The 23,233-nt window shown below is 68.6% G+C and carries 17 protein-coding genes and 7 pseudogenes; 9 read left to right on the forward strand and 15 right to left on the reverse strand.

Going from position 1 to position 23,233, the window contains the following annotated elements; translation table 11 throughout:
• Nucleotides 1-72: 72 nt before the first annotated feature.
• A pseudogene (locus OJJOAM_RS22335) lies at nucleotides 73-876 on the forward strand (IclR family transcriptional regulator); the annotation flags it as partial.
• A 45-nt stretch (nucleotides 877-921) separates the two neighbouring features.
• Here OJJOAM_RS22335 and OJJOAM_RS22340 read toward each other — a convergent pair.
• The 3 genes and pseudogenes from OJJOAM_RS22340 to OJJOAM_RS22350 all read right to left on the reverse strand — a co-directional run.
• Nucleotides 922-2,349, reverse strand: a pseudogene (locus tag OJJOAM_RS22340) (aldehyde dehydrogenase family protein); the annotation flags it as partial.
• Nucleotides 2,350-2,464: 115 nt separating this feature from the next.
• Nucleotides 2,465-3,424, reverse strand: a complete 960-nt coding sequence (locus tag OJJOAM_RS22345; protein WP_422651023.1) for a Bug family tripartite tricarboxylate transporter substrate binding protein — start codon at nucleotides 3,422-3,424, stop codon at nucleotides 2,465-2,467.
• Nucleotides 3,425-3,589: 165 nt separating this feature from the next.
• Nucleotides 3,590-4,447, reverse strand: a pseudogene (locus OJJOAM_RS22350) (dihydrodipicolinate synthase family protein); the annotation flags it as partial.
• A 77-nt stretch (nucleotides 4,448-4,524) separates the two neighbouring features.
• On the opposite strand from OJJOAM_RS22350, the gene OJJOAM_RS22355 reads away from it, so the two are divergent.
• Entirely contained in the window at nucleotides 4,525-5,535 is a 1,011-nt protein-coding gene (locus OJJOAM_RS22355; protein ID WP_422649882.1) for a LysR family transcriptional regulator, read from the forward strand.
• 52 nt (nucleotides 5,536-5,587) lie between these two features.
• Here the strand turns inward: OJJOAM_RS22355 and OJJOAM_RS22360 are convergent, their stop codons facing one another.
• The 4 genes and pseudogenes from OJJOAM_RS22360 to OJJOAM_RS22375 all read right to left on the reverse strand — a co-directional run bounded on the left by OJJOAM_RS22360 (nucleotide 5,588) and on the right by OJJOAM_RS22375 (nucleotide 9,125).
• The gene (locus tag OJJOAM_RS22360; protein WP_422649883.1) at nucleotides 5,588-6,079 is read right to left on the reverse strand and encodes a flavodoxin family protein; all 492 of its coding nucleotides are present in this window, start codon (nucleotides 6,077-6,079) and stop codon (nucleotides 5,588-5,590) included.
• 206 nt (nucleotides 6,080-6,285) lie between these two features.
• Nucleotides 6,286-7,248, reverse strand: a complete 963-nt coding sequence (locus tag OJJOAM_RS22365) for a LysR substrate-binding domain-containing protein (protein ID WP_422649884.1) — start codon at nucleotides 7,246-7,248, stop codon at nucleotides 6,286-6,288.
• A 31-nt stretch (nucleotides 7,249-7,279) separates the two neighbouring features.
• Nucleotides 7,280-8,074 carry a crotonase/enoyl-CoA hydratase family protein gene (locus tag OJJOAM_RS22370; RefSeq protein ID WP_422649885.1) on the reverse strand — a complete coding sequence of 265 codons (795 nt, stop codon included), beginning with the start codon at nucleotides 8,072-8,074 and terminating at the stop codon, nucleotides 7,280-7,282.
• Nucleotides 8,075-8,148: 74 nt separating this feature from the next.
• Nucleotides 8,149-9,125, reverse strand: a pseudogene (locus tag OJJOAM_RS22375) (Bug family tripartite tricarboxylate transporter substrate binding protein).
• A gap of 323 nt (nucleotides 9,126-9,448) precedes the next feature.
• On the opposite strand from OJJOAM_RS22375, the gene OJJOAM_RS22380 reads away from it, so the two are divergent.
• The 4 genes from OJJOAM_RS22380 (at nucleotide 9,449) to OJJOAM_RS22395 (ending at nucleotide 13,574) form a co-directional block, all read left to right on the forward strand.
• Complete coding sequence (locus OJJOAM_RS22380) at nucleotides 9,449-10,672, forward strand: CaiB/BaiF CoA transferase family protein (protein ID WP_422649886.1); 1,224 nt, start codon at nucleotides 9,449-9,451, stop codon at nucleotides 10,670-10,672.
• A gap of 28 nt (nucleotides 10,673-10,700) precedes the next feature.
• Nucleotides 10,701-11,159, forward strand: coding sequence for a MaoC family dehydratase (locus OJJOAM_RS22385; protein ID WP_422649887.1), 459 nt, complete (start codon nucleotides 10,701-10,703; stop codon nucleotides 11,157-11,159).
• 181 nt (nucleotides 11,160-11,340) lie between these two features.
• Complete coding sequence (locus OJJOAM_RS22390) at nucleotides 11,341-12,498, forward strand: acyl-CoA dehydrogenase family protein (RefSeq protein WP_422649888.1); 1,158 nt, start codon at nucleotides 11,341-11,343, stop codon at nucleotides 12,496-12,498.
• A 74-nt stretch (nucleotides 12,499-12,572) separates the two neighbouring features.
• Nucleotides 12,573-13,574, forward strand: a complete 1,002-nt coding sequence (locus tag OJJOAM_RS22395; RefSeq protein ID WP_422649889.1) for an acyl-CoA dehydrogenase family protein — start codon at nucleotides 12,573-12,575, stop codon at nucleotides 13,572-13,574.
• 290 nt (nucleotides 13,575-13,864) lie between these two features.
• On the opposite strand, the gene OJJOAM_RS22400 is transcribed toward OJJOAM_RS22395, so the two are convergent.
• The 7 genes and pseudogenes from OJJOAM_RS22400 to phnG form a co-directional block, all read right to left on the reverse strand.
• Nucleotides 13,865-15,079: an alpha-D-ribose 1-methylphosphonate 5-triphosphate diphosphatase gene (locus tag OJJOAM_RS22400; protein WP_422649890.1), complete on the reverse strand. Its 1,215-nt coding sequence runs from the start codon at nucleotides 15,077-15,079 to the stop codon at nucleotides 13,865-13,867.
• Between the two features lie 56 nt (nucleotides 15,080-15,135).
• Nucleotides 15,136-15,873, reverse strand: coding sequence for a phosphonate C-P lyase system protein PhnL (gene phnL, locus OJJOAM_RS22405; RefSeq protein ID WP_422649891.1), 738 nt, complete (start codon nucleotides 15,871-15,873; stop codon nucleotides 15,136-15,138).
• Between the two features lie 3 nt (nucleotides 15,874-15,876).
• Nucleotides 15,877-16,653, reverse strand: coding sequence for a phosphonate C-P lyase system protein PhnK (phnK, locus tag OJJOAM_RS22410; protein ID WP_422651024.1), 777 nt, complete (start codon nucleotides 16,651-16,653; stop codon nucleotides 15,877-15,879).
• On the reverse strand, nucleotides 16,650-17,510 hold the full coding sequence (locus OJJOAM_RS22415; protein ID WP_422649892.1) for an alpha-D-ribose 1-methylphosphonate 5-phosphate C-P-lyase PhnJ: 861 nt from the start codon (nucleotides 17,508-17,510) through the stop codon (nucleotides 16,650-16,652). Before OJJOAM_RS22415 ends, phnK begins: the two co-directional genes overlap by 4 nt.
• A gap of 121 nt (nucleotides 17,511-17,631) precedes the next feature.
• Nucleotides 17,632-18,807 (reverse strand): annotated as a pseudogene (locus OJJOAM_RS22420) (carbon-phosphorus lyase complex subunit PhnI); the annotation flags it as partial.
• A 1-nt stretch (nucleotide 18,808) separates the two neighbouring features.
• Nucleotides 18,809-19,427 (reverse strand): annotated as a pseudogene (gene phnH / locus OJJOAM_RS22425) (phosphonate C-P lyase system protein PhnH).
• 1 nt (nucleotide 19,428) lies between these two features.
• Nucleotides 19,429-19,962, reverse strand: a complete 534-nt coding sequence (phnG, locus tag OJJOAM_RS22430) for a phosphonate C-P lyase system protein PhnG (protein WP_422649893.1) — start codon at nucleotides 19,960-19,962, stop codon at nucleotides 19,429-19,431.
• Nucleotides 19,963-20,169: 207 nt separating this feature from the next.
• On the opposite strand from phnG, the gene phnF reads away from it, so the two are divergent.
• From phnF to phnN, 3 genes and pseudogenes are all read left to right on the forward strand, one after another.
• Complete coding sequence (gene phnF, locus OJJOAM_RS22435) at nucleotides 20,170-20,904, forward strand: phosphonate metabolism transcriptional regulator PhnF (protein ID WP_422649894.1); 735 nt, start codon at nucleotides 20,170-20,172, stop codon at nucleotides 20,902-20,904.
• 107 nt (nucleotides 20,905-21,011) lie between these two features.
• Nucleotides 21,012-21,736, forward strand: a pseudogene (locus tag OJJOAM_RS22440) (DUF1045 domain-containing protein).
• Nucleotides 21,733-22,329 carry a phosphonate metabolism protein/1,5-bisphosphokinase (PRPP-forming) PhnN gene (gene phnN, locus OJJOAM_RS22445; RefSeq protein ID WP_422649895.1) on the forward strand — a complete coding sequence of 199 codons (597 nt, stop codon included), beginning with the start codon at nucleotides 21,733-21,735 and terminating at the stop codon, nucleotides 22,327-22,329. The pseudogene OJJOAM_RS22440 and the gene phnN overlap by 4 nt, the downstream one beginning before the upstream one ends.
• A 70-nt stretch (nucleotides 22,330-22,399) precedes the next feature.
• Here the strand turns inward: phnN and phnE are convergent, their stop codons facing one another.
• The gene (phnE, locus tag OJJOAM_RS22450) at nucleotides 22,400-23,209 is read right to left on the reverse strand and encodes a phosphonate ABC transporter, permease protein PhnE (protein ID WP_422649896.1); all 810 of its coding nucleotides are present in this window, start codon (nucleotides 23,207-23,209) and stop codon (nucleotides 22,400-22,402) included.
• Between the last annotated feature and the right edge of the window lie 24 nt (nucleotides 23,210-23,233).

The raw sequence follows: 23,233 nt of genomic DNA on the forward strand, positions 1-23,233 counted from the left end.
CGCCGGGGCGGCCCTCTTGTGGTGTTGGGGCATACTGCGGCCTTGCATATCCCGGCACGGAAATTGTTCCCGATGACCTCTCGCCTTGCGAATCGAAACGTCCGACAGGCGGACGTTCCTGCCACCGTCCCGGAGGAGGGCACACGTGCGCTGCGGCGCGGCTTGACGCTGCTCGACGCGATTCTCGCGGGCGGCAAGGACGGCTTGCGTGTGGTGGATCTATGCACGGCGGCGGGGCTGGAGCGCCCGACCGTCTATCGGCTGCTGGCGACGCTGATCGAGTGCGGCTATGTCGCGCAGCGGGGGCGTTTTCGCTATGTCAGCGGGCCGCGGCTCGCCGCGATGCCGCAGCGCGATGGTTCGACGCAGCTGGCCGAGAAGCTGCGGCCGGTGCTGGCGCGCATCAGCGGGGCGTGCGGGGATGCGGCCTTCGCGATCGTCCGCGACGGCTCGCTGTCGCGCTGCATCGCACGGCATGTGGGCACGCACCCGGTGCAGGTGCTGGTGATCCAGGTCGGTACGCGCCAGCCGCTGGGCGTCGGCGCGGCGGGGCTGGCGCTGCTGTCCGCGCTGCCGGACGACACGGTCGGCGAGATCATTGCCGGCAATGCCGACACGCTGGCCCAATACGGCGGCATGACGCCGGAGCGGATGCGCATCCTGATTCGCGCCACGCGGGAGCGCGGATGGTCGGTGATCGGCAATCACGCCACCCGCGGCGCGCTCGCGGTCGGCATGGCCGTGCACAACCGCGACGGCGAGCCGGTGGCGGGCATCAGCGTCGCCACCACGCTGGCGCGGATGCCGCGCGACCGCCAGCAACTGATCGCGCGGTTGATGCGCGAGGCGGTGGGGGGCGTTGTTGCCGAAGGGGTTATAGAAGGATCGCGAGCACGCCGCTCGCGATCGCCTGCTGCTCAAGCCGCCGGAGTACGCCGTCTTCACCGTCGTATAGAACTCCTGCGCATACCGCCCCTGTTCGCGCGGACCATAACTCGATCCCTTGCGTCCGCCGAATGGCACGTGGAAATCCACGCCGGCGGTCGGCGCGTTGACCATCACCATGCCGGCCTGCGCGTGGCGCTTGAAATGCGTCGCCAGCTTCAGCGAGGTGGTGCAGATGCCGGCGGACAACCCGAATTCGGTATCGTTGGCCAGCGCCAGCGCTTCCTCGTAGTCGCGGGCCGCGATCACCGCGGCCACCGGCCCGAAGATCTCCTCGCGGGCGATCCGCATGTCGTTGCTGCAATCGACGAACAGTGCCGGGCTCAGGTAGAAGCCGTCCTTGCCGAGCGACAGCCGTTCGCCGCCGCACACCAGCCGCGCGCCTTCGGCCTTGCCGATGGCGATATAGCGTTCATCCTGTTCGAGCTGGCGCGCGTCCACCACCGGCCCGATCTGCGTGCGCGCATCGCGGGCGTCGCCGACCACCAGCGCCGCGGTCCGCTCGGCGAGCCGGGCAACGAAGCGGTCGTGGATGCCTTGCGTGACGACGATGCGGCTCGACGCGGTGCAACGCTGCCCGGTCGAATAGAACGAGCCCTGCAGCGCGACCTCGACCGCAAGCTCGAGGTCGGCATCGTTGGTGACCACCAGCGGATTCTTGCCCCCCATCTCCAGCTGGAACTTCGCCATGCGCTGGCAGGCCTGCGCGGCGATGCTGCGCCCGGTGGCCACCGAGCCCGTGAAGCTGACCGCATTGACCTGGGGATGCTCGACCATCCGCTGGCCGACATCGCGTCCGCGGCCGAGCACCAGATTGAACGCCCCGGCCGGCAGGCCGGAGCGGCTCAGGATCTCCGCCAGCGCCCAGCTCGAACCCGGCACCAGTTCCGCCGGCTTGAACACCACGCAATTGCCGTAGGCCAGCGCCGGGGCGATCTTCCACGCCGGAATCGCGATCGGGAAGTTCCACGGCGCGATCAGCCCGACCACGCCGATCGGCTCGCGCGTAATCTCGACACCGATGCCGGGCCGTACGGAGGGCAGCACCTCGCCCGCCGTACGCAGCGCCTCGCCGGCGAAGAACTTGAATATCTGCGCGGCACGCACCACCTCGCCGGTCGCCTCGGGCAGCGTCTTGCCTTCCTCGCGCGCCAGCAGGTCGCCCAGCTCGGCACGGCGCTGCAGCAGCTCGTTGCCGACGAAATCGAGCACATCGAAGCGCTGCTGCGGCGTCGACAGCGACCACTTGCCGAAGGCCTGCCGCGCGGCGGCGACGGCTTGGTCGACGAGGGCGGCATCGCCCTGCGCGTAGTGGTCGATGATGTCCGACACGTCGGACGGATTGACGTTGGCGCTGCTGTCGTTGCCGGCGACCCATTCGCCGGCGATGTAGTGCGATTTCACGGTAGCTTCCTTGTTCAACGGATCGGCGCTGCGGCATCGATGTCGCCCCGGCGAAGACGGGAACCCAGCGGCTTGCGCAGACGCTGGATTCCCGCCGGCGCGGGAACGACGGCGATCATTCCTTCTCGATGCCGGCGGTGCGGATGATTCGGCCCCAGCGGTCGAGTTCGGCGAGCTGGAAGCGGCTCAGCTCCTCGGCGCTCGACAGCGCGATTTCCTGGCCGCTCTGCTCGACCACCTGCCGCACGCTCGGCGTGGCCAGCGCGCGATGGACCAGCTCGCTCAGGCGCTGCACCACCGGCTGCGGCGTATTGGCGGGCGCATACAGCGCGTTCCAGTAGCCCGCCTCATAGCCGGGCAGCGTGTCCTCGATGGTCGGCACATTGGGCACCAGCGCGGAGCGCTTGGGACCGCTGAAGCCGAGCACGCGCAGCTTGCCCGAGCGCACCTGCGGCAGGCTGGCGGGCAGGTCGACGATCATCAGGTCGGTCTGGCCCGCGACCAGGTCCACCACCGCCGGCGGATTCGCCTTGTACGGGACGTGGGTCATCTCGGTGCCGCTCATCTGCTGGAACAGTTCGGCGGCGACGCGTGCCGACGAGCTGCCGGAACCGTAGGTCAGCTTGCCCGGCTCCTTCTTTGCCAGGGCGATCAGCTCGGCGACGCTGTTGGCCTTGACGTTCTGGTTGACGACCAGCAGCTGGTAGCCCTTGGTCAGCATCGAGACCGGCGTGAAATCCTTGATCGGGTCGTAGGGCAGCCTCTTCAGCAGATGCGGATTGGCGGCCTGCGTGGTGTTGGTCGTGATGAACAGCGTATAGCCGTCGGGCTTGGCACGCGCCACGGTCTGGGCCGCGATGCCGCCCATCGCGCCGGCGCGGTTCTCGATCACCACGGCCTGTCCGGTCAGCCGGGTCACCTCGTTGCCCAGCGCGCGGGCCAGGCCGTCGGTGGCGCTGCCGGGGCTGGAGCCGATGACGATGGTGATGGGACGGGCGGGATAGGTTTCCGCGAGCGCGCCGCCGGTCAGCGAGGCAAAGGCGCAGAAGGCAAGCAGGGTGCGACGAAATGGCATCGATAGTCTCCAATGAAGTTTCTTGTAGTGGGACGTGGCACGTCCCCTCACTGCGCAGCGGGCAGTCGCCCGCGATGAAATCAGCGTGCGAGCCCCCCAGCCGGACATCAGCTCGTGCAGGCGGCGCTGCTGGGCATCGGTCAGCGGCCACGCCGACGGTGGCCGTGCGGCGCCGCAGTCGTTACCCATCAGTTGCAGCGCGGCCTTGACGACCGTGACGTTGGTGCCGTTGTTTTCCTGGGCGCGCAGATCCTCGAAGGGCAGCATCTCGCCGATCAGGCGCATCGCCAGTGCATGGTCGCCGTCTTCGAGCGCGCGGTGGATCGCCACCGAACGCTCGGGCATCACGTTGATCAGGCCCGAGGTAAAGCCGCGTGCGCCGACTGCATAGAAGGGCGGCGCCCAGATTTCGGCCAGTCCGCCGACCCAGGCCAGCCCGCGGTCGGCGGTGCGGCGGATCGCTTCGGCCAGCACCATCGGCGTCGGGGAGGCCCACTTGACGCCGACGACCTCGGGAATGCGGCACAGCGCTTCGATGGCGGCCAAGCCGATGTTGTCGTTGCGCAGATAGAGCACCAGCGGCAGGCCCTGGCCGGCCTCGGCGATCTTCTGCACATAGGCGACCACGCCGCGCGGCGCGACGAAGGGATCGGGCGGCTGATGAACCATCAGCGCATCGGCGCCGGCTTCGCGGGAGGCGCGGGCCAGCGCGCAGGCTTCGTGGACGCTGCGTCCGACGCCCGCCAGCAGCGGCACCCGGCCGGCCACGTATTCGGCGGCGACATGGACCATGCGCACCGCCTCCTGCTCCCGCAGGCCGTAGAACTCGCTGGTATTGCCATTGGCGACCAGCACATGCACGCCGGCGCCGACGGCCCGGTCGACCACGGCCGAAAGCGGGCCGGGCGAGACGGTATCATTCGCGTCGAACGGCGTGACCAGGATTCCGGAAATGCCATTGAGCGCCTCGCGCAGCGCGGAACCTTCGAAAGTCGCCACTTGAACTCCTGATGGAAAGGACATGAGAGGCGCTACTGTAGAAAGCCCCCGCTACTGCCGTCCAATCCAAACTGGCGATTACCCAATTCAAGATTTGAATCGTGTTCCAGCTATCCCATCTGCGCAGCTTCGTGGCCGTCGCGACCGAATTGCATTTCGGCCGGGCCGCAGCCTTGCTGAACATGACGCAGCCGCCGCTGACGCGGCATATCCAGCTGCTCGAACATGAAGTCGGGGTGCAATTGCTGGACCGCTCGGGCGGCGGGGTTCGCCTGACGCCGGCGGGCGCGATCTTCCTGCGCGAGGCCGAGGACATCCTGCGACGCAGCCACGCCGCCAAGCTGGCTGCGCGGCGGGCCATGCGCGCCGACGCGGGCAGCGTGTCGATGGGATTCATACCGGCGGCGAGCTTCGCGCTGCTCCCGCAATTGCTGGGTGCGATCCGCGCGAACCTGCCGGAGGTCCACGTGTCGCTGCGCGAAATGCAGACCGACGCGCAGCTCGAGGCGATCGCCGCCGACCGCATCGAATTGGGCCTGGTACGGCCGTTCGCGCCGCGCAGCTTCGTCGAATCGGCGCCGCTGCTGCGCGAGCCGTTCGTGCTGGCCGCGCCGGTCGGGCATCCGCTGCTGCAGGCCGAATGCCTGCCCCTGTCCGCGCTCGAAGGCCAGCCCTTCATCGAGTTCTGCCGCTCCGAATCGCGCTATCTGTACGAGATCGTCGCCGGCCGCCTGCGCGCGGAGGGCGTGGCGCCCGACACGGTGCAGACGCTCAGCCATACGCACTCGATCCTGTCGCTGGTGGACGCCGGCATGGGCGTCGCGCTGGTGCCCCAGTCGGCATGGCGCCTCGGCTATGCCGGTGTGCGCTTTCGGCCGATCGACGACCAGGTCGGGCTCGATGTCGAACTGCATCTCGTTTGGCGAAAGGGCAATCCGCATCGGGTGGCGGCGGCCGTGCGGGGGGGTGCTCGAAGGGGCGTTTCGCGCGGAGTAAGCCCGGGGGAATGGATTGGGCGCGTGGATACGGAGGGGACGCCATTGTTCCGGAATTCACGGAACTATGGCCGCAAAAGTTCCTGGGCCGGCATAGTTCCGAAATTTGCGGATTAATGAAACCAGCACTGTGCCCTGCCTTGCGTCGCGCCGGCTAAAACCTGATCCCTCAGAACACCCCCAGCGCCAGCCCGCCGGCGAGGCCTTCGCCGAGTTCCGCGCAGCGCGCGAGGTCGTCGGCCCCGATCTGCTTCGGTGCGAGGATGCGCTCCGGCGTCTGCGCATGCGTGCAGACGATCAGCCCGGGCGCCACGGAGCGCAAACGCCAGCCGGTGGCGATGCGGTCGAGCTGGCGCAGCGCATTCTGGCCGTCGCTGCCGGCGCAGATCATCGCGGCATAGGGGCGGCCATTGACCCGGTCTAGCACCGGGTAATAGCAGCGATCGAAGAAGTCCTTCATCAGTCCGGACATCGCGGCCAGGTTCTCCGGCGTGGCGAACAGATAGCCGTCGGCGTTCAGCACATCGTCGGGCTGCGCCTCGGTGGCGCGCAGCAGCCTGACCTCGACGTCCGGCTGCGTCCGCGCGGCATTGGCGGCGGCTTCGGCCATCTGCTGCGTGCCTCCGGTCATCGTGTGGTAGACGATCAGCAGCGTCTTCATCGGTGCGTGGGTGCGGAGATGTGTGCGGGTATGTATGCGCGTATGTGCAAGGGCATGTGCGCGGGTATGTGCAAGGGCATGTGCGCGGGTATGTGCAAGGGCATGTGCGCGGGTATGTGCAAGGGCATGTGCGCGGGTATGTGCGCGGGTCCGCGGTACGAGGGCAATGTAGCACGCCGTCTCCGGCGTGCCGTGCCGCGCGGACGTCAGCGCAACGATGGCGCCCCGGCCGATCCCTGGATGGGAAAGGCGCACTGCGCGACCTGGCGGAAATGCCGTCCCGCCGGGGTCTCGGTTTCGTCGCAATAGGCCAGCGCCAGCCCGATGCCGGCGGCACCGGGCATGTCGTCCACCGGAATACACACCAGCCGCTCGTTGGCGAAGCGATGCATGATCGATGGCACCAGCGCGATGCCGAGCCCGCTTTCCACCAGCGCCATCACGGTCTGGATCTGCGTCGCGATCTGCGCGATGCGGGGCTGGAAGCCGCCCAGCTGGCAGGCCGTCATCGCCGCCGCATGCAGCCCCGAGGCTTCCTCGCGGGCGTACATCACGAAGCGTTCGCCGGCCAGCTCGGACAACGTCAGCGATCCGTGCCCGGCCAGCGGATGATGGCGCGGCAGCGCGGCGACGAAGCGGTCGTGCTCCAGCGGGGCAAGTGTAATCCTGCCGGCCTGCAGCAGCGGGATGCGCACCAGCCCGACGTCCAGCGCCTCGTCCTCGAGCTGCTTGACGATCGACGCCGAGGTGGCCTCCTTCAGCGTCAGTTCCACCGCGGGATACTCGGCACGAAAGTGCGACACCAGTTGCGGCAGCAAGTGATAGGTGGTCGAGCCGACGAAACCGATACGCAGCGTTCCGCCCATGCCGCTGGCCGCGGCGTGCGCCGCCTCGCGAAAATGGCCGGCATGGAACAGAATGCGCCGCGCCTCGGCGAGCGCCGCGTGGCCGCTCGGCGTCAGCGTGACACCGCGCGTCTCGCGCACGAACAATTGCGTCTCCAGCTCCTGTTCCAGTTTCTGGATCGAAACGGTCAGCGCGGGTTGGGCGATATGCAGCCGTTCGGCGGCGCGGCGAAAGTTCAGCGTTTCCCGCGAGAACGACGAAATGCCGGATACGTCGGAAATCCATGGGGCAGGGCGGCGCGCGGGCAGTGGCGAAGCCCACATCTTACCGATCGCCGCTGCCGCGCCCGGCCGCTCAGCTTCGGGACACCGGTTTCCGTTTCTCGAGGAAGGCCGTCACTGCCTGCCGGTGCTCCTCGGTCTGGTGGCACATCGCCTGGAAGGTCGCGGACATCTCCAGCAGCGTGTCGAGCCGCGTGTGCATGCCCTCGCGCAGCAGCCGCTTGGCCAGGCGCACCGCTTGCGGCGGATTGGCGGCGATCGCCTCGGCCAGCCGCATCGCGGTCGGCAGCAACTGGTCGGCCGGGACCACCTGGGACACCAGGTTCCATTCCAGCGCGCGTGCGGCATCGATCGGCAGGCCGGTGAAGATCATTTCGGCGGCGCGCGACAGGCCGACGATGCGCGGCAGCAGCCAGGCGCCGCCATCGCCGGGAATGATGCCCAGCCGCACGAAGCTCTCGGCGAATTGCGCGGTCTCCGACGCAATGCGCAGATCGCACATGCAGGCGAGGTCCAGTCCCGCGCCCATGGCCGGGCCGTTGACCGCGGCGATCACCGGCACCTCCAGATTGAACAGGGCCAGCGGCACCCGCTGGATGCCGCGGCGATAGTCGCGCCGGATCTCCATGCCGGGCACCGTGCCCGACGCCTGGCGCTCCATGTCGCGGATGTCGCCGCCGGTCGAGAACACAGTGCCGGCGCCGGTCAGGATCACCGCGCGCACCGAGTCGTCGCCATCGATGCGGTTCACCGCTTCGACCAGTTCGGCCACCGCGGTGTTGCCGGTCAGCGGGTTGCGGCGTGCGGGCTCGTTCAGGGTAAGGGTCACGATATGACCCTGTTGCGCATAGTCCAGGAACTGGCTCATGGTGGTCCTCGTTGGGTGGGTTGCCGACGGCGGGCGTCGTTGTTGTCGTCGTCGTTGTTTGTCGTCGGTCCGCGCTATTGTTTCGGAATGCCGGCACGCGCCGCCGCATCCGACCATTTGCGGATCTCCGCCAACTGGAAGCGCCGCAGCTCGGCGGCGTTGCCGGTAAAGACATCCCAGTTGGTGCGGGCGAAGAACTCCGCCGTCTCGGGCGCGGCGTTGATGTCCAGCAGCAGCCTCTCCAACTTCTCGACCACCGGGCGCGGCGTTTTTGGCGGGTGCGAAGGCCGCGGTCCAGTTCACCATGAAATAGCCGGGGAAACCGCTCTCCTGCAGCGTAGGCGCATTCGGCTGGGTCGCCAGCCGTTTTTCGCTGGTCACTGCCAGCAGCCGCAGCTTGCCCGCCTGCAGCAGAGGGGAGCACTGCGCCGTAGTCGGCGAAGGCGAAATCGACCTGGCCCGCGGCGACATCGGTCAGCGCCGGCGCCGCGCCCCTGTAGGGCACGTGGTTCGCCTTGATCTGGCCCTGCGTCAGGAACAGTTCCGTCGCGATCTGATAGGACGCGCTGCCAGCGCCGTAATTGAGCTTGCCCGGCTGCTGACGGGCATGCGCGACGAGTTCCGCCACCGTATGGAACGGCGAAGCCGGATTGACCACCAGCGCCATCGCGCCGACCCCGAGCCGCGCGACTGGCGCCAGTTCTCCGACCGGATCGTAGGGCAGCTGGCGGAACATCGCGACGTTGGTCGCCACCGGCGAATTGCTCGCCAGCAGCAGCGTGTAGCCGTCGGGCTCCGCGCGCGTCACGGTCTGCACCGCGATAAAGCTGTTGCCGCCCGGCCGGTTTTCGACCACCACCGACTGGCCGGTCTTTTCCTCGAGCTTGCGTGCGACATAGCGGGCGGTGGAATCGGTGCCGCTGCCGGGTGGGAATGACACGACGAGACGGATCGGCCGGTTCGGATAGTCGGCGCGGGCGGGGGCGGCAAGGCTCAAGAAAAGCGCGGCCAGGCAGAGGGCGGCGGCCAGCAGCCGCCCCGGGCGGGTCATCAGCATGTCTCTCTCCAGTCGGCGCCCCGTCATGGCTGCGAGGCTTGAGCGCAAGGCTAAGAGACACTTCCGCGGCGTGTCCAATATGAATTCGACGCCTGGCGATATACAAAACTTATCGCTGCATCACCCATCCGGGTGCGCCTTGCGGGCCCTCCGCGATAAACGATCGCTATCAATCGATGGCGATTCGATATTGGACGCCGCGCGTAGGCCTTCACTACGCTTGCCGCATTCGCATCCCGATCGCATCCCGATCGCATCCCGATCGCATCCCGATCGCAGCCCGATCGCAGCCCGATCGCAGCCACAGGAGACCACCGTTGAAAGGCGCACTGGCACATATCAAGGTTCTGGACCTGACCCGCATTCTGGCCGGCCCATGGGCGACGCAGAACCTGGCCGACATGGGCGCCGAAGTCATCAAGGTCGAACGTCCGCGCGTCGGCGACGATACGCGCGCCTGGGGCCCGCCGTTCCTGAAGGATCCCGAGGGTCGGGAAACCGCCGATTCGTCGTACTTTCTCAGCGCCAATCGCGGCAAGAAGTCCATTACCGTCGATCTGGCCGCGCCGGAGGGTCAGCAGATCATCCGCGAGCTGGCGCGCGAGGCGGATGTCGTGGTGGAGAACTACAAGGTCGGCACGCTGGCGCGCTACGGCCTGGGCTACGACGACCTGCGCGCGCTCAATCCGCGGCTGGTCTACTGCTCGATCACCGGCTTCGGCCAGTCGGGTCCCTATGCCGCGCTGCCCGGCTACGACTTCGTGTTCCAGGGCATGGGCGGGCTGATGAGCATCACTGGCCTGCCGGACGACGAGCCCGGCGGCGGCCCCATCAAATCGGGCATCGCCATCACGGACCTGCTGACGGGCATGTATGCGAGCACCGCGATCCTGGCGGCGCTGGAGCATCGCAACGTCAGCGGCGAAGGACAGTACATCGACATGGCGCTGCTCGACTGCGTGGTGACCATCAACTCCTACCAGGCGATCAACTACTTCCTGTCCGGCAAGATCCCGCAGCGCATGGGCAACGCGCATTCGAACATGGTGCCGTACCAGGTGTTCCGCTGCCGCGAGGGCGACGTCATCGTCGCGGTCGGCAACGACGCGCAATACCGCGCGCTGTGCGAGGTGATCGGCCGGCCGGAACTGGCCACGGATCCGCGCTTCACCTCCGCCGGCCAACGCAACCGCAACCGCGACGCGTTGATTCCGCAGATCGCCGAAGCGATGCTGACGCGCACGATGACGGAGTGGGTAGAACGCATGGAGGCGGCCAACGTGCCGTGCGGGCCAATCTACAACATGCAGCAGGTGTTCGAGGACGAGCAGGTGCGCCATCGCGGCATGCAGCTGTCGCTGCCGCACGGAGCAGGCGTGCAGGCCCCGGGGCTGGCCAATCCGATCCGGTTGTCGGCCACGCCGATCCAGTACGAACGCGCCGCGCCGACGCTGGGCGAGCATACCGAGACGGTGCTGCGCGACAAGCTCGGCTTCGACGACGCGCGACTCGACGCGCTGCGCGCCAAGGGCGTGATCTGACCCGTGGACCTGAAGGCGGACTGAGGGCATGCAGAGCATCGGATCCTTGGACGAACTGCGCGCGGCGGTCGGCGCGCCCGCGGCGGTCAGCGGCTATTTCACGCTCGATCAGCGCATCATCGATACGTTCGCCGAGCTGACGCAGGACCGGCAGTGGATCCACGTCGATCCGGTGCGCGCGGCCGTCGAGTCGCCGTACGGTTGCACGATCGCCCACGGGCTGCTGACGCTGTCGATGGTCACCGCCGCGTTCGGGCAGTGCTACCGCTTCCCCAATCGCAAGCTGTCGCTGAACTACGGCTTCGACCGCGTCCGCTTCACCGGCGCGGTGCCGGCCGGCTCGCGGCTGCGTGGCACCTTCGCGCTGCAGCGGATCGAGGACGTGCGGCCGGGGGAGGTGCGGTGTTTCTGGCAGGTCGAGCTGCAGGTCGAGGGCGCGGAGCGGCCGGCGATGGTGGCGACCTGGCTGATCCAGATGCGATATTGACGCCATCGAGGCCAGTGAAGCCGATCACGCCAATCACGCCAATCACGCCCCTCACGCCCCTCACGCCCCTCACGCCCCTCACGCCCATCACGCCCATCACGCCCCTCACGGCATCGGAGGTGTGAGCCCCTGGAAACCACCATGAACCTGCCAAACATCGAACGCATCGGAGCCAGACGCAGTGTCCAGCCTTCTCGATAGCTTCGTCCGTGCGAGCCTGCCGCGCGAGGCGGAAGCCTTCCGCACCGAAGTCAAACGCTTTCTCTCCGACCAGTTGCCCGACGCGCCGGCCGATCGCCGCGCGCGGTCCTGGATGGGGTTCGACGCCGCCTTCAGTCGCCGGCTGGCGACGCGCGGCTGGGTCGGCATCACGCTGCCGCCCGAATACGGCGGCGCGGGGCTCGATCCGTTCCGCCGCTTCGTGCTGGTGGAGGAATTGCTGGCCGCCGGCGCCCCGGTCGCGGCCCACTGGATCGCCGATCGCCAGAGCGGCCCGCTGATCCTTCGCTACGGCAACGAGGCGCAGAAGCGCCGCCATCTGCCGGCGATCTGTCGCGGCGAGAGCTTCTTCTGCATCGGCATGAGCGAGCCCAATTCGGGCTCGGACCTGGCCAGCGTGCGCAGCCGCGCGACCCGCACGGCCGGGGGCTGGTCGCTGAACGGCCAGAAGATCTGGACCACCAATGCCCCGCACTGCCAGTACATGATCGCGCTGGTGCGCACCTCCGGCGTGCCGGAGGACAAGCAGAAAGGGCTGTCGCAGTTCATCGTCGACCTGTCGTTGCCCGGCGTCACCGTGCGGCCGATCGAGGACCTGACCGGCGACGCGCATTTCGCCGAGGTCGTATTCGACAACGTGCCGCTGGGCGACGATGCGCTGATCGGCAACGAAGGCAGCGGCTGGGAACAGGTCAATGCCGAACTGGCCTTCGAGCGCAGCGGGCCGGAACGGATCTACTCGAGCGTGGTACTGCTGGACCTGTGGGCGGCGCGCCTTCGCCGCGATGGCGCGACACCGGAACAGCAGGCGCTGCTGGGGCGCTTCTGCGCGCAGCTGGCCACGCTGCGGCAGATGTCGATCGCGGTGACCGCGCGGCTGGCGGCCGGCGAAAGTCCCGTGGCGGAGGCCGCGTTGGTCAAGGACCTGGGCACGACGCTGGAGCAGCAGATTCCGGCCGCACTGGAGGCCGTCGTCGCGGGCGATCCACGGTCCCTTGCCGACGCGGACTTGTATCGCACCGTGAGCTATCTGAGCCAGATTTCGCCAACGTTCTCGCTGCGCGGCGGGACCCGCGAAATCCTGCGTGGCATGATCGCCCGCAGCCTGGGACTGCGTTAGGGCGTTAGAGCGTTAGAGCGTTAGGGCATTGACGCGTCAGGGCGCGAGGACGTCAGGCGCGAGGAGAGACCACCATGTTCGTCGAAGCGATCGAATCGATTCTGCGGGATGCCTGCACGAGCGCCGCGGTGCGGGCCATCGAGGACGGCGGCAATCCGCGAGGATTGTGGGATGCCATCGCCGATGCCGGATTCCTGGAGCTGTTCGTGCCCGAGCAGGACGGTGGCGCCGGGCTGGCACTGCACGAGCTCGCGCCCGTGCTGATCGCCATGGGGCGCCATCCGCTGCCGGTGCCGCTGGCGCAGTCGGTGGTCGCGCGGGCGTTGCTGCGCCGCGCCGGGCTCGCCGTTCCGCCGGGAATGACCACGCTGGCACAGGCCGGCGTGCGCGAAGCCGATGGCGGGGTGGTGTGCCCGATCACGCCGTACGGTGCGATCGCCGACCACGTGGTGCTGGGCCTGGACGACGGGCTGTTGCTGCTCGATGCCGGCGCGGCAAGCCGTATTGCTACCGGCGTGCACCGCGACCAGGCTGCGACGCTGCGCTGGCCGCCGCAGTCGGTGCCCGAGCCCGTGCCGGCCTCCGGTGCCGACGTCGGGGCATGGGGCGCCGCGCTGCATGCCGCGCTGATCGCCGGCGCCGCGCGTCGGGTGTTCGATCTCACGCTGCAATACTGCAACGACCGCACGCAGTTCGGCCGCGCGATCGGCAAGTTCCAGGCGGTGCAGCACCAACTCAGCGTGATGGCCGAACTGGTGGCCGCCAGCCATATCGCCGCGCAAATTGCCTTTTCTGGCGATGGCGACCAGCCCGACCGCGTTGCGGCGGCCGTGGCGAAGGCTCGCACCAGCGAGGCCGCCGCGAGCATCGCCGCCGTCGCGCACGCCTTGCACGGCGCGATCGGCATCACCGAGGAATACGATTTGCAGTTGCTGACCCGGCGGCTGCATCAATGGCGGATGGCCCACGGTTCCGAGGCGTTCTGGGAGCCGGTGGTTGGCGCGGCCTGCCTGGCGTCCGGGCATGCCACGGTGGTGGACTTCATTCGTACGGTGACGGACCGCCCCGCACACTGACGCCGCCGCCGACCGCCGACCGCCGACCGCCGACCGCCGACCGCCGACCGCCGACCGCCGACCGCCAACCGCCAACCGCCGACCGCCGACCGCCGACCGCCGACCGCCGACCGCCAACCGCCAACCGCCAACCGCCAACCGCCAACCGCCGACCGCCAACCGCCAACCGCCAACCGCCAACCGCCAACCGCCGATAGCTGACCGCCAGCCGCCAGCAGCCAGCCGCCCGCAGCCATCAGCCATCAGCCGCGAGCCGCGAGCCGTGAGCGGCGAGCCAGCGCGGCCTCCAATCACACCGTCTCGAACACCTTCTCCCGCATCGCTGGCCGCCCGGCGCTGCCCGGCAATGCCCGATACCCCGCCGCGAAAACCAGCCGGCCCGCCGACCACGTATGCGTGATCATCGGTTGCCCGGCCACATGGGCGACCGCAATCACGTCCGCGCGCAGGCCCGGCGCCAGGCGGCCCCGATCGTGCAACAGGCACGCTTCGGCGGGATTGGCGGTGACCAGCGCAGCCGCCTCGTTCAGCGGCAGCTCGGCCAGGCGGGCCGCGGCAAACGCGGCGGCGATCAGCGTCGACGGCTGGTAGTCGGAACACAGGATATGACCGACCCCCGCCTGGATCGCATCGATCGCGCGCATCGAGCCGCTCTGGCTGCGGCCGCGCAGTACGTTGGGCGCGCCGAAGATCGTCGGCAAGGCCTGCGCGGCGGCCGCCTGTGCGGTGTCGAGGTTGATCGGAAACTCGCTCATCCGCACGCCGAGGGCCTGCATCGCCGCGATCCGCTGCGGCGAATCGTCGTCGTGGCTGGCCGTCGGCACGCCGAGTTCATGCGCGCGGGACAGCAGCCGGCGCACCCGTTCGTGTGCGCCGTCGCGCTGCTCGGCCTTCTTCGCCGCGGCGTCCGCCGCTTCCTCGCGGCTCATGCCATGGTTGCCGACCATGTAGGCGAGGTACGCGTCGAGGGTCTTGAACTGGCCCTGTCCCGGCGAATGGTCCATCACCGACAGCAGGTCGACGACGCCCTCCAGCATCAGCATCTCGAGCACCGGCACCGCGGCCGAATCGGTGACTTCGTAGCGGCAGTGGATGCGGTTGTCGACCAGGCTGTGGTCGCGATACGCCGCCACGGTGCGCACCAGCGCGGCGGCCGTGTCGTTGTTGCGCACGCCGAACTGGTTGTTGGCGAAGGACAGCGCATGGTAGGGCGTGGTGATGCCGGCCGCCGCGTTGCGCCGGTCGACCTGCGCCACCGCGAAGTCCATCGGGAACAGCACGTTGGCGCGCGGTTCCACTTCCTTCTCGATCGCGTCGCAATGGACGTCGATCAGGCCGGGCATCACCGTGTGGCCGGGCAGCGCCACCACGTTGGCCAGCGCCGGCACCGTGGCGGGGTCCGGTTCGATGGCGGCGATGCGCCCATCCTCGATCAGCAGCGCGCTGTCTTGCAGCACGCGGTCGGGCAGCACCAGGGTGACGTGCGTCAGGTAAGTGGCGGACATGTCCGGCTCCGTGTCGGTTTGGGCGAGGGTGCGGATAGGGGTTGGTTGGGCACGAATCACGCGATCGCGGTGGCCGGCTGCAACGTCAGCAGGCGCGTGGCGACCGCATCGCGGACGGCTTCGTCGTGGAAGATGCCGATCAGGCAGCGGCCCTCGGCCAGCGCTTCGCGGATCAGCTCGATGACCACGGCGCGGTTGTCGGCATCGAGCGAGGCGGTGGGCTCGTCCAGCAGCAGGATCGGATGGCCGCCGATCAGCCCGCGCGCGATATTGACGCGCTGCTGTTCGCCGCCGGAGAAGGTCGCCGGCGGCAGCTCCCACAACCGGCGCGGCAGGTTGAGGCGTTCCAGCAGCGCCGCGGCGCGCCCGCGCGCCACGTTGCGGTCGACGCCGCGCTGCTGCAGCGGCTCGGCCACGACGTCGAGCGCGCCGACACGCGGAATCGCGCGCAGGAACTGGCTGACGTAGCCGATCACGTCGCGGCGCAGCCTCAGCACGCGTTGCTCCGGCGCGTGGGTCAGCTCGACCCAGGGTGCGCCTTCCGCGCTGGTATCACGCAGCCGGATACTGCCTTCGGTGGCCAGGTAGTTGCCGTACAGGCATCGCAGCAAGGTGCTTTTACCTGTGCCGGAGCGACCCGACAGCACCAGGCATTCGCCTCGCGCCGCCTCGAAATCGACCGACTGCAGCACCGGCAGCCGGATGCCGCCCTGGTTGTGCAAGGTGAACATCTTGCCAAGGCCGCGGACCTCGATCAGCGTCTGTGCATGCTGTGCCTGCTGTGCTTGACTCATGGTTCAACCCTGCAGAATGGAAGAGACCAGCAGCTGCGTATACGGATGCTGCGGGTCGTCGAGGATCTGGTCGGTCAGCCCTTGCTCGACCACGCGCCCGCCTTGCATCACCAGCGTGCGGTGGGCCAGCAGCCGCGCGACGGCCAGGTCGTGCGTCACCAGGATGGCGGCGAGGTCGAGGTCCGATACCAGCCGGCGCAGCAGGTCGAGCAAGCGCGCCTGTACCGAGACGTCGAGCGAGGCCGTGGGCTCGTCCATGAAGACCAGGCGCGGATGCGTGACCAGATTGCGCGCGATCTGCAGGCGCTGCTGCATGCCGCCGGAGAAGGCATGGGGCGTGTCGTCCAGCCGCGCCAGGTCGATCTCCATCTTTTCAAGCCAGGCGCCCGCGATCTCGCGCAGCTCGCCGTAGTGGCGTTGTCCGACCGCCATCAGGCGCTCGGCGATATTGGCGCCGGCGCTGACCTGCATGCGCAGGCCGTCGCGGGCGTGCTGGTGCACGAAGCCCCAGTCGGTACGAGCCAGCAGGCGCAGGCGCGCGCTCGACAGCGTGGCGAGATCCGTCAGGCCGGACTCGCGCATGTCGTAGCTGACGGTGCCGCGCTGCGCCGGCGCCTGCATCGACAGGGCCTGCAGCAGCGTGCTCTTGCCCGAGCCGGATTCGCCGACGATGCACAGCACTTCGCCGGGATACAAATCGAAGCTGACGTCATGGCAGCCATGGACGCCGTCCCAGGTGCGCGACAGCCTGCGCACCGACAGCAATGGCGTCGCGTTCATCGCACACCTCCCGCGGCCGGATCGGCGGCCTCGGCGGCTTCGGTGGCTTCGGCGGCTTCGGCTGCCTTGGTGGTCTGTTGCGCCTGACGATCGGCGCAGTATTCGGTGTCCGAGCAGACGAACATGCGCGTACCGGCGTCGTCGGTGATGATCTCGTCCAGATAGCTGTCGGTGGCGCCGCACTGCGCGCAGCAGCTCGACCACTTCTCGACCGTGAAGGGATGATCGGCGAAGTCCAGGCTCTTGACCGAAGTGTAGGGCGGCACCGCGTACACGCGCTTCTCGCGGCCGGCACCGAACAGCATCAGGGCCGGGTTGCGGTCGAGCTTCGGATTGTCGAACTTGGGGATCGGCGAGGGCCGCATCATGTAGCGCTGGTTGACGATGACGGGATAGTCGTAGGTCGTGGCGATATGGCCGTGACGGGCGATGTCTTCGTAGAGCTTGACGTGCATGGCGCCGTATTCCGCCAGCGCATGCATCGTGCGCGTCTCGGTCTCGCTCGGCTCGAGCCAGCGCAGCGGCTCGGGGATCGGCACCTGGAACACCATGGTCTGCCCTTCGCGCAGCGGCGTTTCGGGAACGCGATGGCGGGTCTGGATGATGCTGGCCTCGGTGGTGCGTTCGGTGGTGCGTACGCCGGTCACCCGGCCGAAGAAGCGGCGGATGTTGATGGCATTGGTGGTGTCGTCCGAGCCCTGGTCGATGACCTTCAGCACATCCTGCCGGCCGATGATGGCGGCGGTGACCTGGATGCCGCCGGTGCCCCAGCCATAGGGCAGCGGCATCTCGCGGCTGCCGAACGGGACCTGGTAGCCCGGAATCGCCACCGCCTTCAGCAGGGCACGGCGCAGCATGCGCTTGGTCGATTCGTCGAGATAGCCGAAGTTGTAGTGCGCGTTCCGCGTGGTGACTTCCGCGGGGGAGCGGGGCGATGGCGGCGGTCATGCGACGCTCTCCTCCTGGGTCTGGCATTGCGGTGCGGCGGCGTCGTGGTCGGGGGGCGGCAACTGCTGCCGGGGCAGCCGGTGCCTGTGCCGGCGGTTCGGCCGCTTGCCGCTGCGCGCGCAGCCGGCGCAGCAGTTCGAGATTGGTCTGGAAGTCCACGTAGTGCGGCAACTTCAGATGCTGGACGAAGCCCGAGGCCTCGACGTTGTCGCTGTGGTACAGCATGAATTCGATATCGTTGGCGGGGTTGTCGGCGGCCTCGCCGAGCTCCGCGGCTCGCATCGCCCGATCGACCAGCGCCATCGACATCGCCTTGCGCTCGTTGTAGCCGAACACCAGGCCATAGCCGCGGGTAAAGCAGGGCGCTTCCTCCGCGTTGCCGGCGAAGTCGTTGATCATCTGGCATTCGGTCAGTTCGATCTCGCCGATGGTCACGGCAAAGCCCAGTTCCTCGACGAACAGCTCGACCTCCGCGGTGCCATAGCGGATCTCGGCGGCAAACGGATGCGAATTGCCGTAGCCGCGTTGCGTCGAATACCCCATCGACAGCAGGAAGCCTTCGTCGGCCCGCGCCAGGTTCTGCAGCCGTGCCGCGCGGCTGGCCGGGAAGGTCAGCGGCTCGCGGGTCAGGTCGGCCGGGGCGGGATCGCCCGGCGGAATGGGCTCGGCCTCGACCAGGCCGTCGGCGTGCAGCAGGTCGGTGACGCGCGGCATCGTTTGGACTTCCTCCGCCGAGTCCGTGTCCGCGTCCAGGTCCGCGTCCGTGTTCGGATTGGCGATGCCGGCTTGCAAAGCGCCTTCGGCCTCCAGCGTGAAGTCCAGCAGGCGCTGCGTATAGTCATAGGTCGGCCCGAGTACCTGCCCGCCCGGCACGTCCTTGAAGGTCGAAGAGATTCGCCGGCGCAGCCGCATCGCGCCGGTATCGAGCGGCAGCGTGTAGCCGAAGCGCGCCAGCGTGGTGCGATACGCGCGCAGCAGGAACACCGCCTCGATCTGGTCGCCGGCGGCCTGCTTCAAGGCCAGCGCGGCGAGATGCGGGTCGTACAGCGAGCCCTCGGCCATCACGCGGGAGACGGCCAGCGGCATCTGCTCGCGGATCTGGGCCAGCGTCAGTTCCGGCACGGAAGGATCGCCGCGGCGATATGCGTCGACCATGCGGTATGAATTCAGGATGGCGCGTTCTCCGCCCTTGACTGCGACGTACATGTCAGTCCTCCACCAGTGTGGTGCGCGGCAACGCGCAGATCCGTTGGCCGGCGGTCAGCAGCAGGTCCACGCCCAGCGGAAAGCCGGCATGGTTGGCCTGCCATTGCCGGCGGAAGTCTTCGGGCAGGCCGTCGACACGCAGCGTGCGCGTGGTCTCGATGCCGGGGCCGCGCAGCGTCAGCGTGCTGCCTTCGTCGAGCGAAGCGACCTCGACGATCAGCGTGGCCGAGCGGTCGGGAAAGGCGGGATCGCCCTGCGCGCAGCGCCGCAGCGCCGGCATGGCATGGCCGGCCGGCACGCAGACGAACTGGGCGGCGCCGACATCGTCGACCAGTGGGCAGCCGCAGTGAAAGCGCAGGAACGCGCCGGCCGATGCGGCCATGTCGGCCGGCAGCCAGACCGGCGTATCGGGATCGGCGAGCGTCAGCAGCAGGGCGGTCATCGCGGGAGACAGACCGTCTGGCACACCGCAATCCGCCGCCAGCGCTTCGATGCGGCCGGGATGGGCGAACGCCTTGCAGCGTCGCGCGGAAGACCTGCTGCGCGTCGTCGACGGGATGGTCGAAGCCGGGCAGCAGCGACGCGGTGGATTGGCTCGGCATGGAATGCAGGGTCGGCATCTCAGTCTTCCCCGCGGGCCATCGTGAAGAATTCGACGCGGGTCTGCGCGGCGGCGGCCGCCTGCGCGGCGTCGCGCTCGACCAGCGTGTGCGCCAGCGGTTCCAGCACGATCTGCTGGACGCGAGCGTGCCATTCCGGCCGCTGCAGCAGCGCGTCCAGCACGGCCGCCTGTTCGACATGGCGGGCACAGCGGCCCATGACGTAGGCCACGCCTGCGATCGCCGCCTCTTCGGTGGGCGCCGGGCCCGGTTCCAGCACCACTGCGCAGCGCGTCACGGTGATCTCGCCGAGATTGAACTGCGCCCCAGTGCCGCCGGTACGCCCGCGCACCATCGCCATGCCGGACTCCGGCTTGCGCAGCAGGCGGTAGGCGGGCAGCGGTGCCTGGTGGCCCAGCCGCCGGTAGGCGCCATCGAGCGCGTCGGTATCTGCCAGCGCCAGGACCCGCAGCCATGCGGCCCGGGAAGCGTCGGCGCTGTCACGGCTTTCACCGATCGCACCGATATGGCCGCTTTCGCCGATCTTGCCTTTCATCGTCATCCCTATACGTCTATACGTTTAGATGTCAGCTGCAACAACACGGCGCTACTAGACCACGGCGGGATGACTGTTTGATGACGAGCCCGGATCGTGATCGGGCACCAGCACGAGTGCATGCGGCTCGGGCACAATCGCACGATGCGATGGCCGCTGAATGACAGCGCGCAATGACAGCGCGCAAAAACAAGAGGAATCACGACGATGTCGGAACGAGAAGTCGAACGGGGCTCGGGCGTCGCGGTATGGCGCCAGATCGGGGAGGCGCTGGCCGATGACATCCGCAAGAAGCTGTACGGGCCGGGCGAGCAGCTGCCGCCCGAATCCGAGCTGGCGATGCGATTTGCAGTCAATCGCCATACCGTGCGGCGGGCCATGAGCGAGCTCGAGCAGAGCGGCCTGGTGCGGATCGAGCAGGGCCGCGGCACCTTCGTGCAGGAGCATGCAATCGACTACGCGATCGCGCGGCGTACCCGCTTCTCGCAGAATCTCGCCGCGCAGGGCATACGCGGCCATGTCGAATTCGTCGGCAGCCAGGTCAGCCGCCTGCCCGAGGTCGCGCGGCATCTGGGGATCGCGCGCACGGCGCCGGTGCTGCATGTGCAGATGGTCGGCAAGGCCGAAGGCCGCCCGATCGACGTGGCCGAACACTACTTCGATTACCAGCGCTTCCCGCAGCTGGAGGATCAACTGCGCGACCAGCGCTCGATCTCGCGCGCCCTCGCGCAATGCGGCATCGCCGACTACACTCGCAAGTGGTCGCGCATCACGGCGGCGCTGCCCAGCGCACCGGTCGCGCGGCTGCTGAACCAGCCGAAGACCAGGCCCGTGCTGCAGGTCGAGGCGCTGAACGTCGATATCGACGGCGCGCCGGTGCAGTACAGCATCACGCGGTTTGCCGGCGACTGGGTTCAGCTGACCGTATCGGATAACGACTGAGCCGCTGCGCGAGCGGGATGGCGTGGCTGGTCGATTGGTCTAGACATCCGCCTGTCACCTTGCCGCGCTAGCCTGCCGATTCGACACACCGACCGACGAACACCACCATGCCAGCGCATCGATACGCCATTTACCTGGCTCCCAACGAACCGTACCGCAGCTTCGGCCAGCATTGGCTCGGCCGCGACGCCGACACCGGCGAGCCGTTGCCGCTGCCGCGCGAGATGGCTCCGCGTCCCGCCGAGTGGGTCGAGGCGCCAGCCCATTACGGCCTGCACGCTACGCTGAAGCCGCCGTTCCGCCTCGCCGAAGGGACCGGGCCAGCGATGCTGGACGACGCCATGCGCGAGTTCGCCCGCACTCGTACTCCGTTCGACGTTCCGCTGGCGCTGGCGCGCTGCGCGGCTTCCTGGCGTGGTGTTTTGCTGACGAGCCCGAAGCCGTACGCGCCATGCGTGCGCTGGCCGACGCCAGCGTGCGGCAGCTGGACCGGTTTCGCGCGCCGCCCACGCCGGACGAGATCGCGCGGCGCAAGCCGGAGCGGCTGTCCCCGCTGGAGCGGCGGATGCTGCAGGACTGGGGCTATCCCTATCTGTTCGACGCCTTCACCTTCCATATCACGCTGACCGGCATGCTGGACGCCGAGCGGCAGGCCGCGGCGCTGGCGCAGCTGTCGTCGGCGGCCGGCACGCTGCTCGACACGCCGCTCCGGGTGGACAGCGTCAGCGTGTTCGTGCAGCCCGAGGCCGGGGCCGACTTCGTGGTGGCGCGCCACTACGGTTTCGATGGGCGTACCTGCGATGGCGCCGGCGCGGCGTACCTGTCGGCATGAACGCGCATCGCGTGGACGGCACGGGCCTGTTCTATCTGATGGGGCCATCGGGCAGCGGCAAGGATTCGCTGCTGCGGGCCTTGCGCGAGAGCCTCGGCGACGATGACCGGCTCGTCGTGGCCCACCGCTATATCACGCGCCACGCCGATGCCAACGAGGCTTCCGTCGCGCTGACGACGGAGGAGTTTCAGCGCCGCGTCGCGCTGGGCTGCATGGCGATGCACTGGCACAGCCACGGCCTGCACTACGGCATCGGCATCGAGATCGAGCAATGGCTCGAGCGGGGTATCAGGGTCGTGGTCAACGGCTCGCGCGAGTACCTGCCGAGAGCGGTGGCGCGCTATCCGAAGCTGTGCGCGCTCCATGTGCGGGTGTCGCCGGACGCGCTGGTGGCGCGCTTGCGCCAGCGCGGCCGGGAATCGGAGGAGGCGATCGCACGGCGCCTGGCGCGCGCCACCGCTGCGTTCGATGTGCCGGCCGGTTGCCGGCTTGTCGAGATCGACAACGGCGGGGCGCTGCAAGCCGCCGTCGAGGCGTTGGCGAACGCGATCGGCATGACGCCGGCCACCAGTCGGGCCGGCGAACTCAACTGACGCCCCGCCTGGCGACTCGCTTGACTGCCCGCCTCGCGACGCGCCTGACCACCGGCTTGGCGACTCGCCCTCAGACCAGCACCTTGCGGATCTGCGCGGACAGCACGTCGATCACCGTCACGAAGGCGATGATCAGCAGCATCACGGCGCAGGTCTGTGCGTACTGGAAGCTGCGGATGATCTCCCACAGCACGGTGCCGATGCCGCCGGCGCCGACGATGCCGACCACGGAGGCCGAGCGGACATTCGACTCGAAGCGGTAGAGCGCAAACGACAGCCACAGCGGCAGCACCTGAGGGATCACGCCATAGACGATCTCTTCCAGCCGGCCCGCACCGGTGGCGCGCACGCCCTCGACCGGACGCGGATCGATGGCCTCGACCGCCTCGGCGAACAGCTTGGCCAGCACGCCCGTGGTGTGGATCCAGATGGCCAGCACGCCGGCGAACGGACCGAGGCCGACGGCCACGATAAACAGCATCGCGAACACCATCTCGTTGATGGCGCGCGAGGCGTCCATCAGGCGCCGCGCCGGCTGGTAGGCCCATGCCGGCACGATATTGGACGAACACAGCAGGCCGAGCGGTACGGCGACGGCGACCGCCAGCGCGGTGCCCCAGACGGCGATCTGCACGGTGACGAGCATCTCGTCGAGATAGTGGCGCCAGTCGCGGAAGTCCGGCGGGAAGAAGTCGGCGGCGAACTGCGCCATATTGCCGGAGTCGCGCAGCAGATCCAGCGGGCGCATGTCGGCGCCCTGCCAGGACAGGGCCAGCATGGCGAGCACGATGGCCCAGACGAGCATCGCGGACAGGGAGGTGCGCGGCGGCCGGCCGCTCGCTTGCGGTGAAGGCAGGCCGGGCTTGGCGGTGGCGGTCATGAGGGGAATCCGTAGAAGGCAAGG

Source organism: Cupriavidus sp. H18C1 (assembly GCF_049311595.1).
In the GTDB taxonomy this organism is placed as follows: Bacteria; Pseudomonadota; Gammaproteobacteria; order Burkholderiales; family Burkholderiaceae; genus Cupriavidus; species Cupriavidus cauae.

Coding starts and splice junctions, on each gene's coding strand:
- OJJOAM_RS22345 (WP_422651023.1), bottom strand. CDS start 3,424: ATGCCATTTCGTCGCACCCTGCTTGCCTTCTGCGCCTTTGCCTCGCTG.
- OJJOAM_RS22360 (WP_422649883.1), bottom strand. CDS start 6,079: ATGAAGACGCTGCTGATCGTCTACCACACGATGACCGGAGGCACGCAG.
- OJJOAM_RS22365 (WP_422649884.1), bottom strand. CDS start 7,248: ATGTGGGCTTCGCCACTGCCCGCGCGCCGCCCTGCCCCATGGATTTCC.
- OJJOAM_RS22370 (WP_422649885.1), bottom strand. CDS start 8,074: ATGAGCCAGTTCCTGGACTATGCGCAACAGGGTCATATCGTGACCCTT.
- OJJOAM_RS22385 (WP_422649887.1), top strand. CDS start 10,701: ATGCAGAGCATCGGATCCTTGGACGAACTGCGCGCGGCGGTCGGCGCG.
- OJJOAM_RS22395 (WP_422649889.1), top strand. CDS start 12,573: ATGTTCGTCGAAGCGATCGAATCGATTCTGCGGGATGCCTGCACGAGC.
- OJJOAM_RS22400 (WP_422649890.1), bottom strand. CDS start 15,079: ATGTCCGCCACTTACCTGACGCACGTCACCCTGGTGCTGCCCGACCGC.
- phnL (WP_422649891.1), bottom strand. CDS start 15,873: ATGAGTCAAGCACAGCAGGCACAGCATGCACAGACGCTGATCGAGGTC.
- phnK (WP_422651024.1), bottom strand. CDS start 16,653: ATGAACGCGACGCCATTGCTGTCGGTGCGCAGGCTGTCGCGCACCTGG.
- OJJOAM_RS22415 (WP_422649892.1), bottom strand. CDS start 17,510: ATGCTGCGCCGTGCCCTGCTGAAGGCGGTGGCGATTCCGGGCTACCAG.
- phnG (WP_422649893.1), bottom strand. CDS start 19,962: ATGAAAGGCAAGATCGGCGAAAGCGGCCATATCGGTGCGATCGGTGAA.
- phnF (WP_422649894.1), top strand. CDS start 20,170: ATGTCGGAACGAGAAGTCGAACGGGGCTCGGGCGTCGCGGTATGGCGC.
- phnN (WP_422649895.1), top strand. CDS start 21,733: ATGAACGCGCATCGCGTGGACGGCACGGGCCTGTTCTATCTGATGGGG.
- phnE (WP_422649896.1), bottom strand. CDS start 23,209: ATGACCGCCACCGCCAAGCCCGGCCTGCCTTCACCGCAAGCGAGCGGC.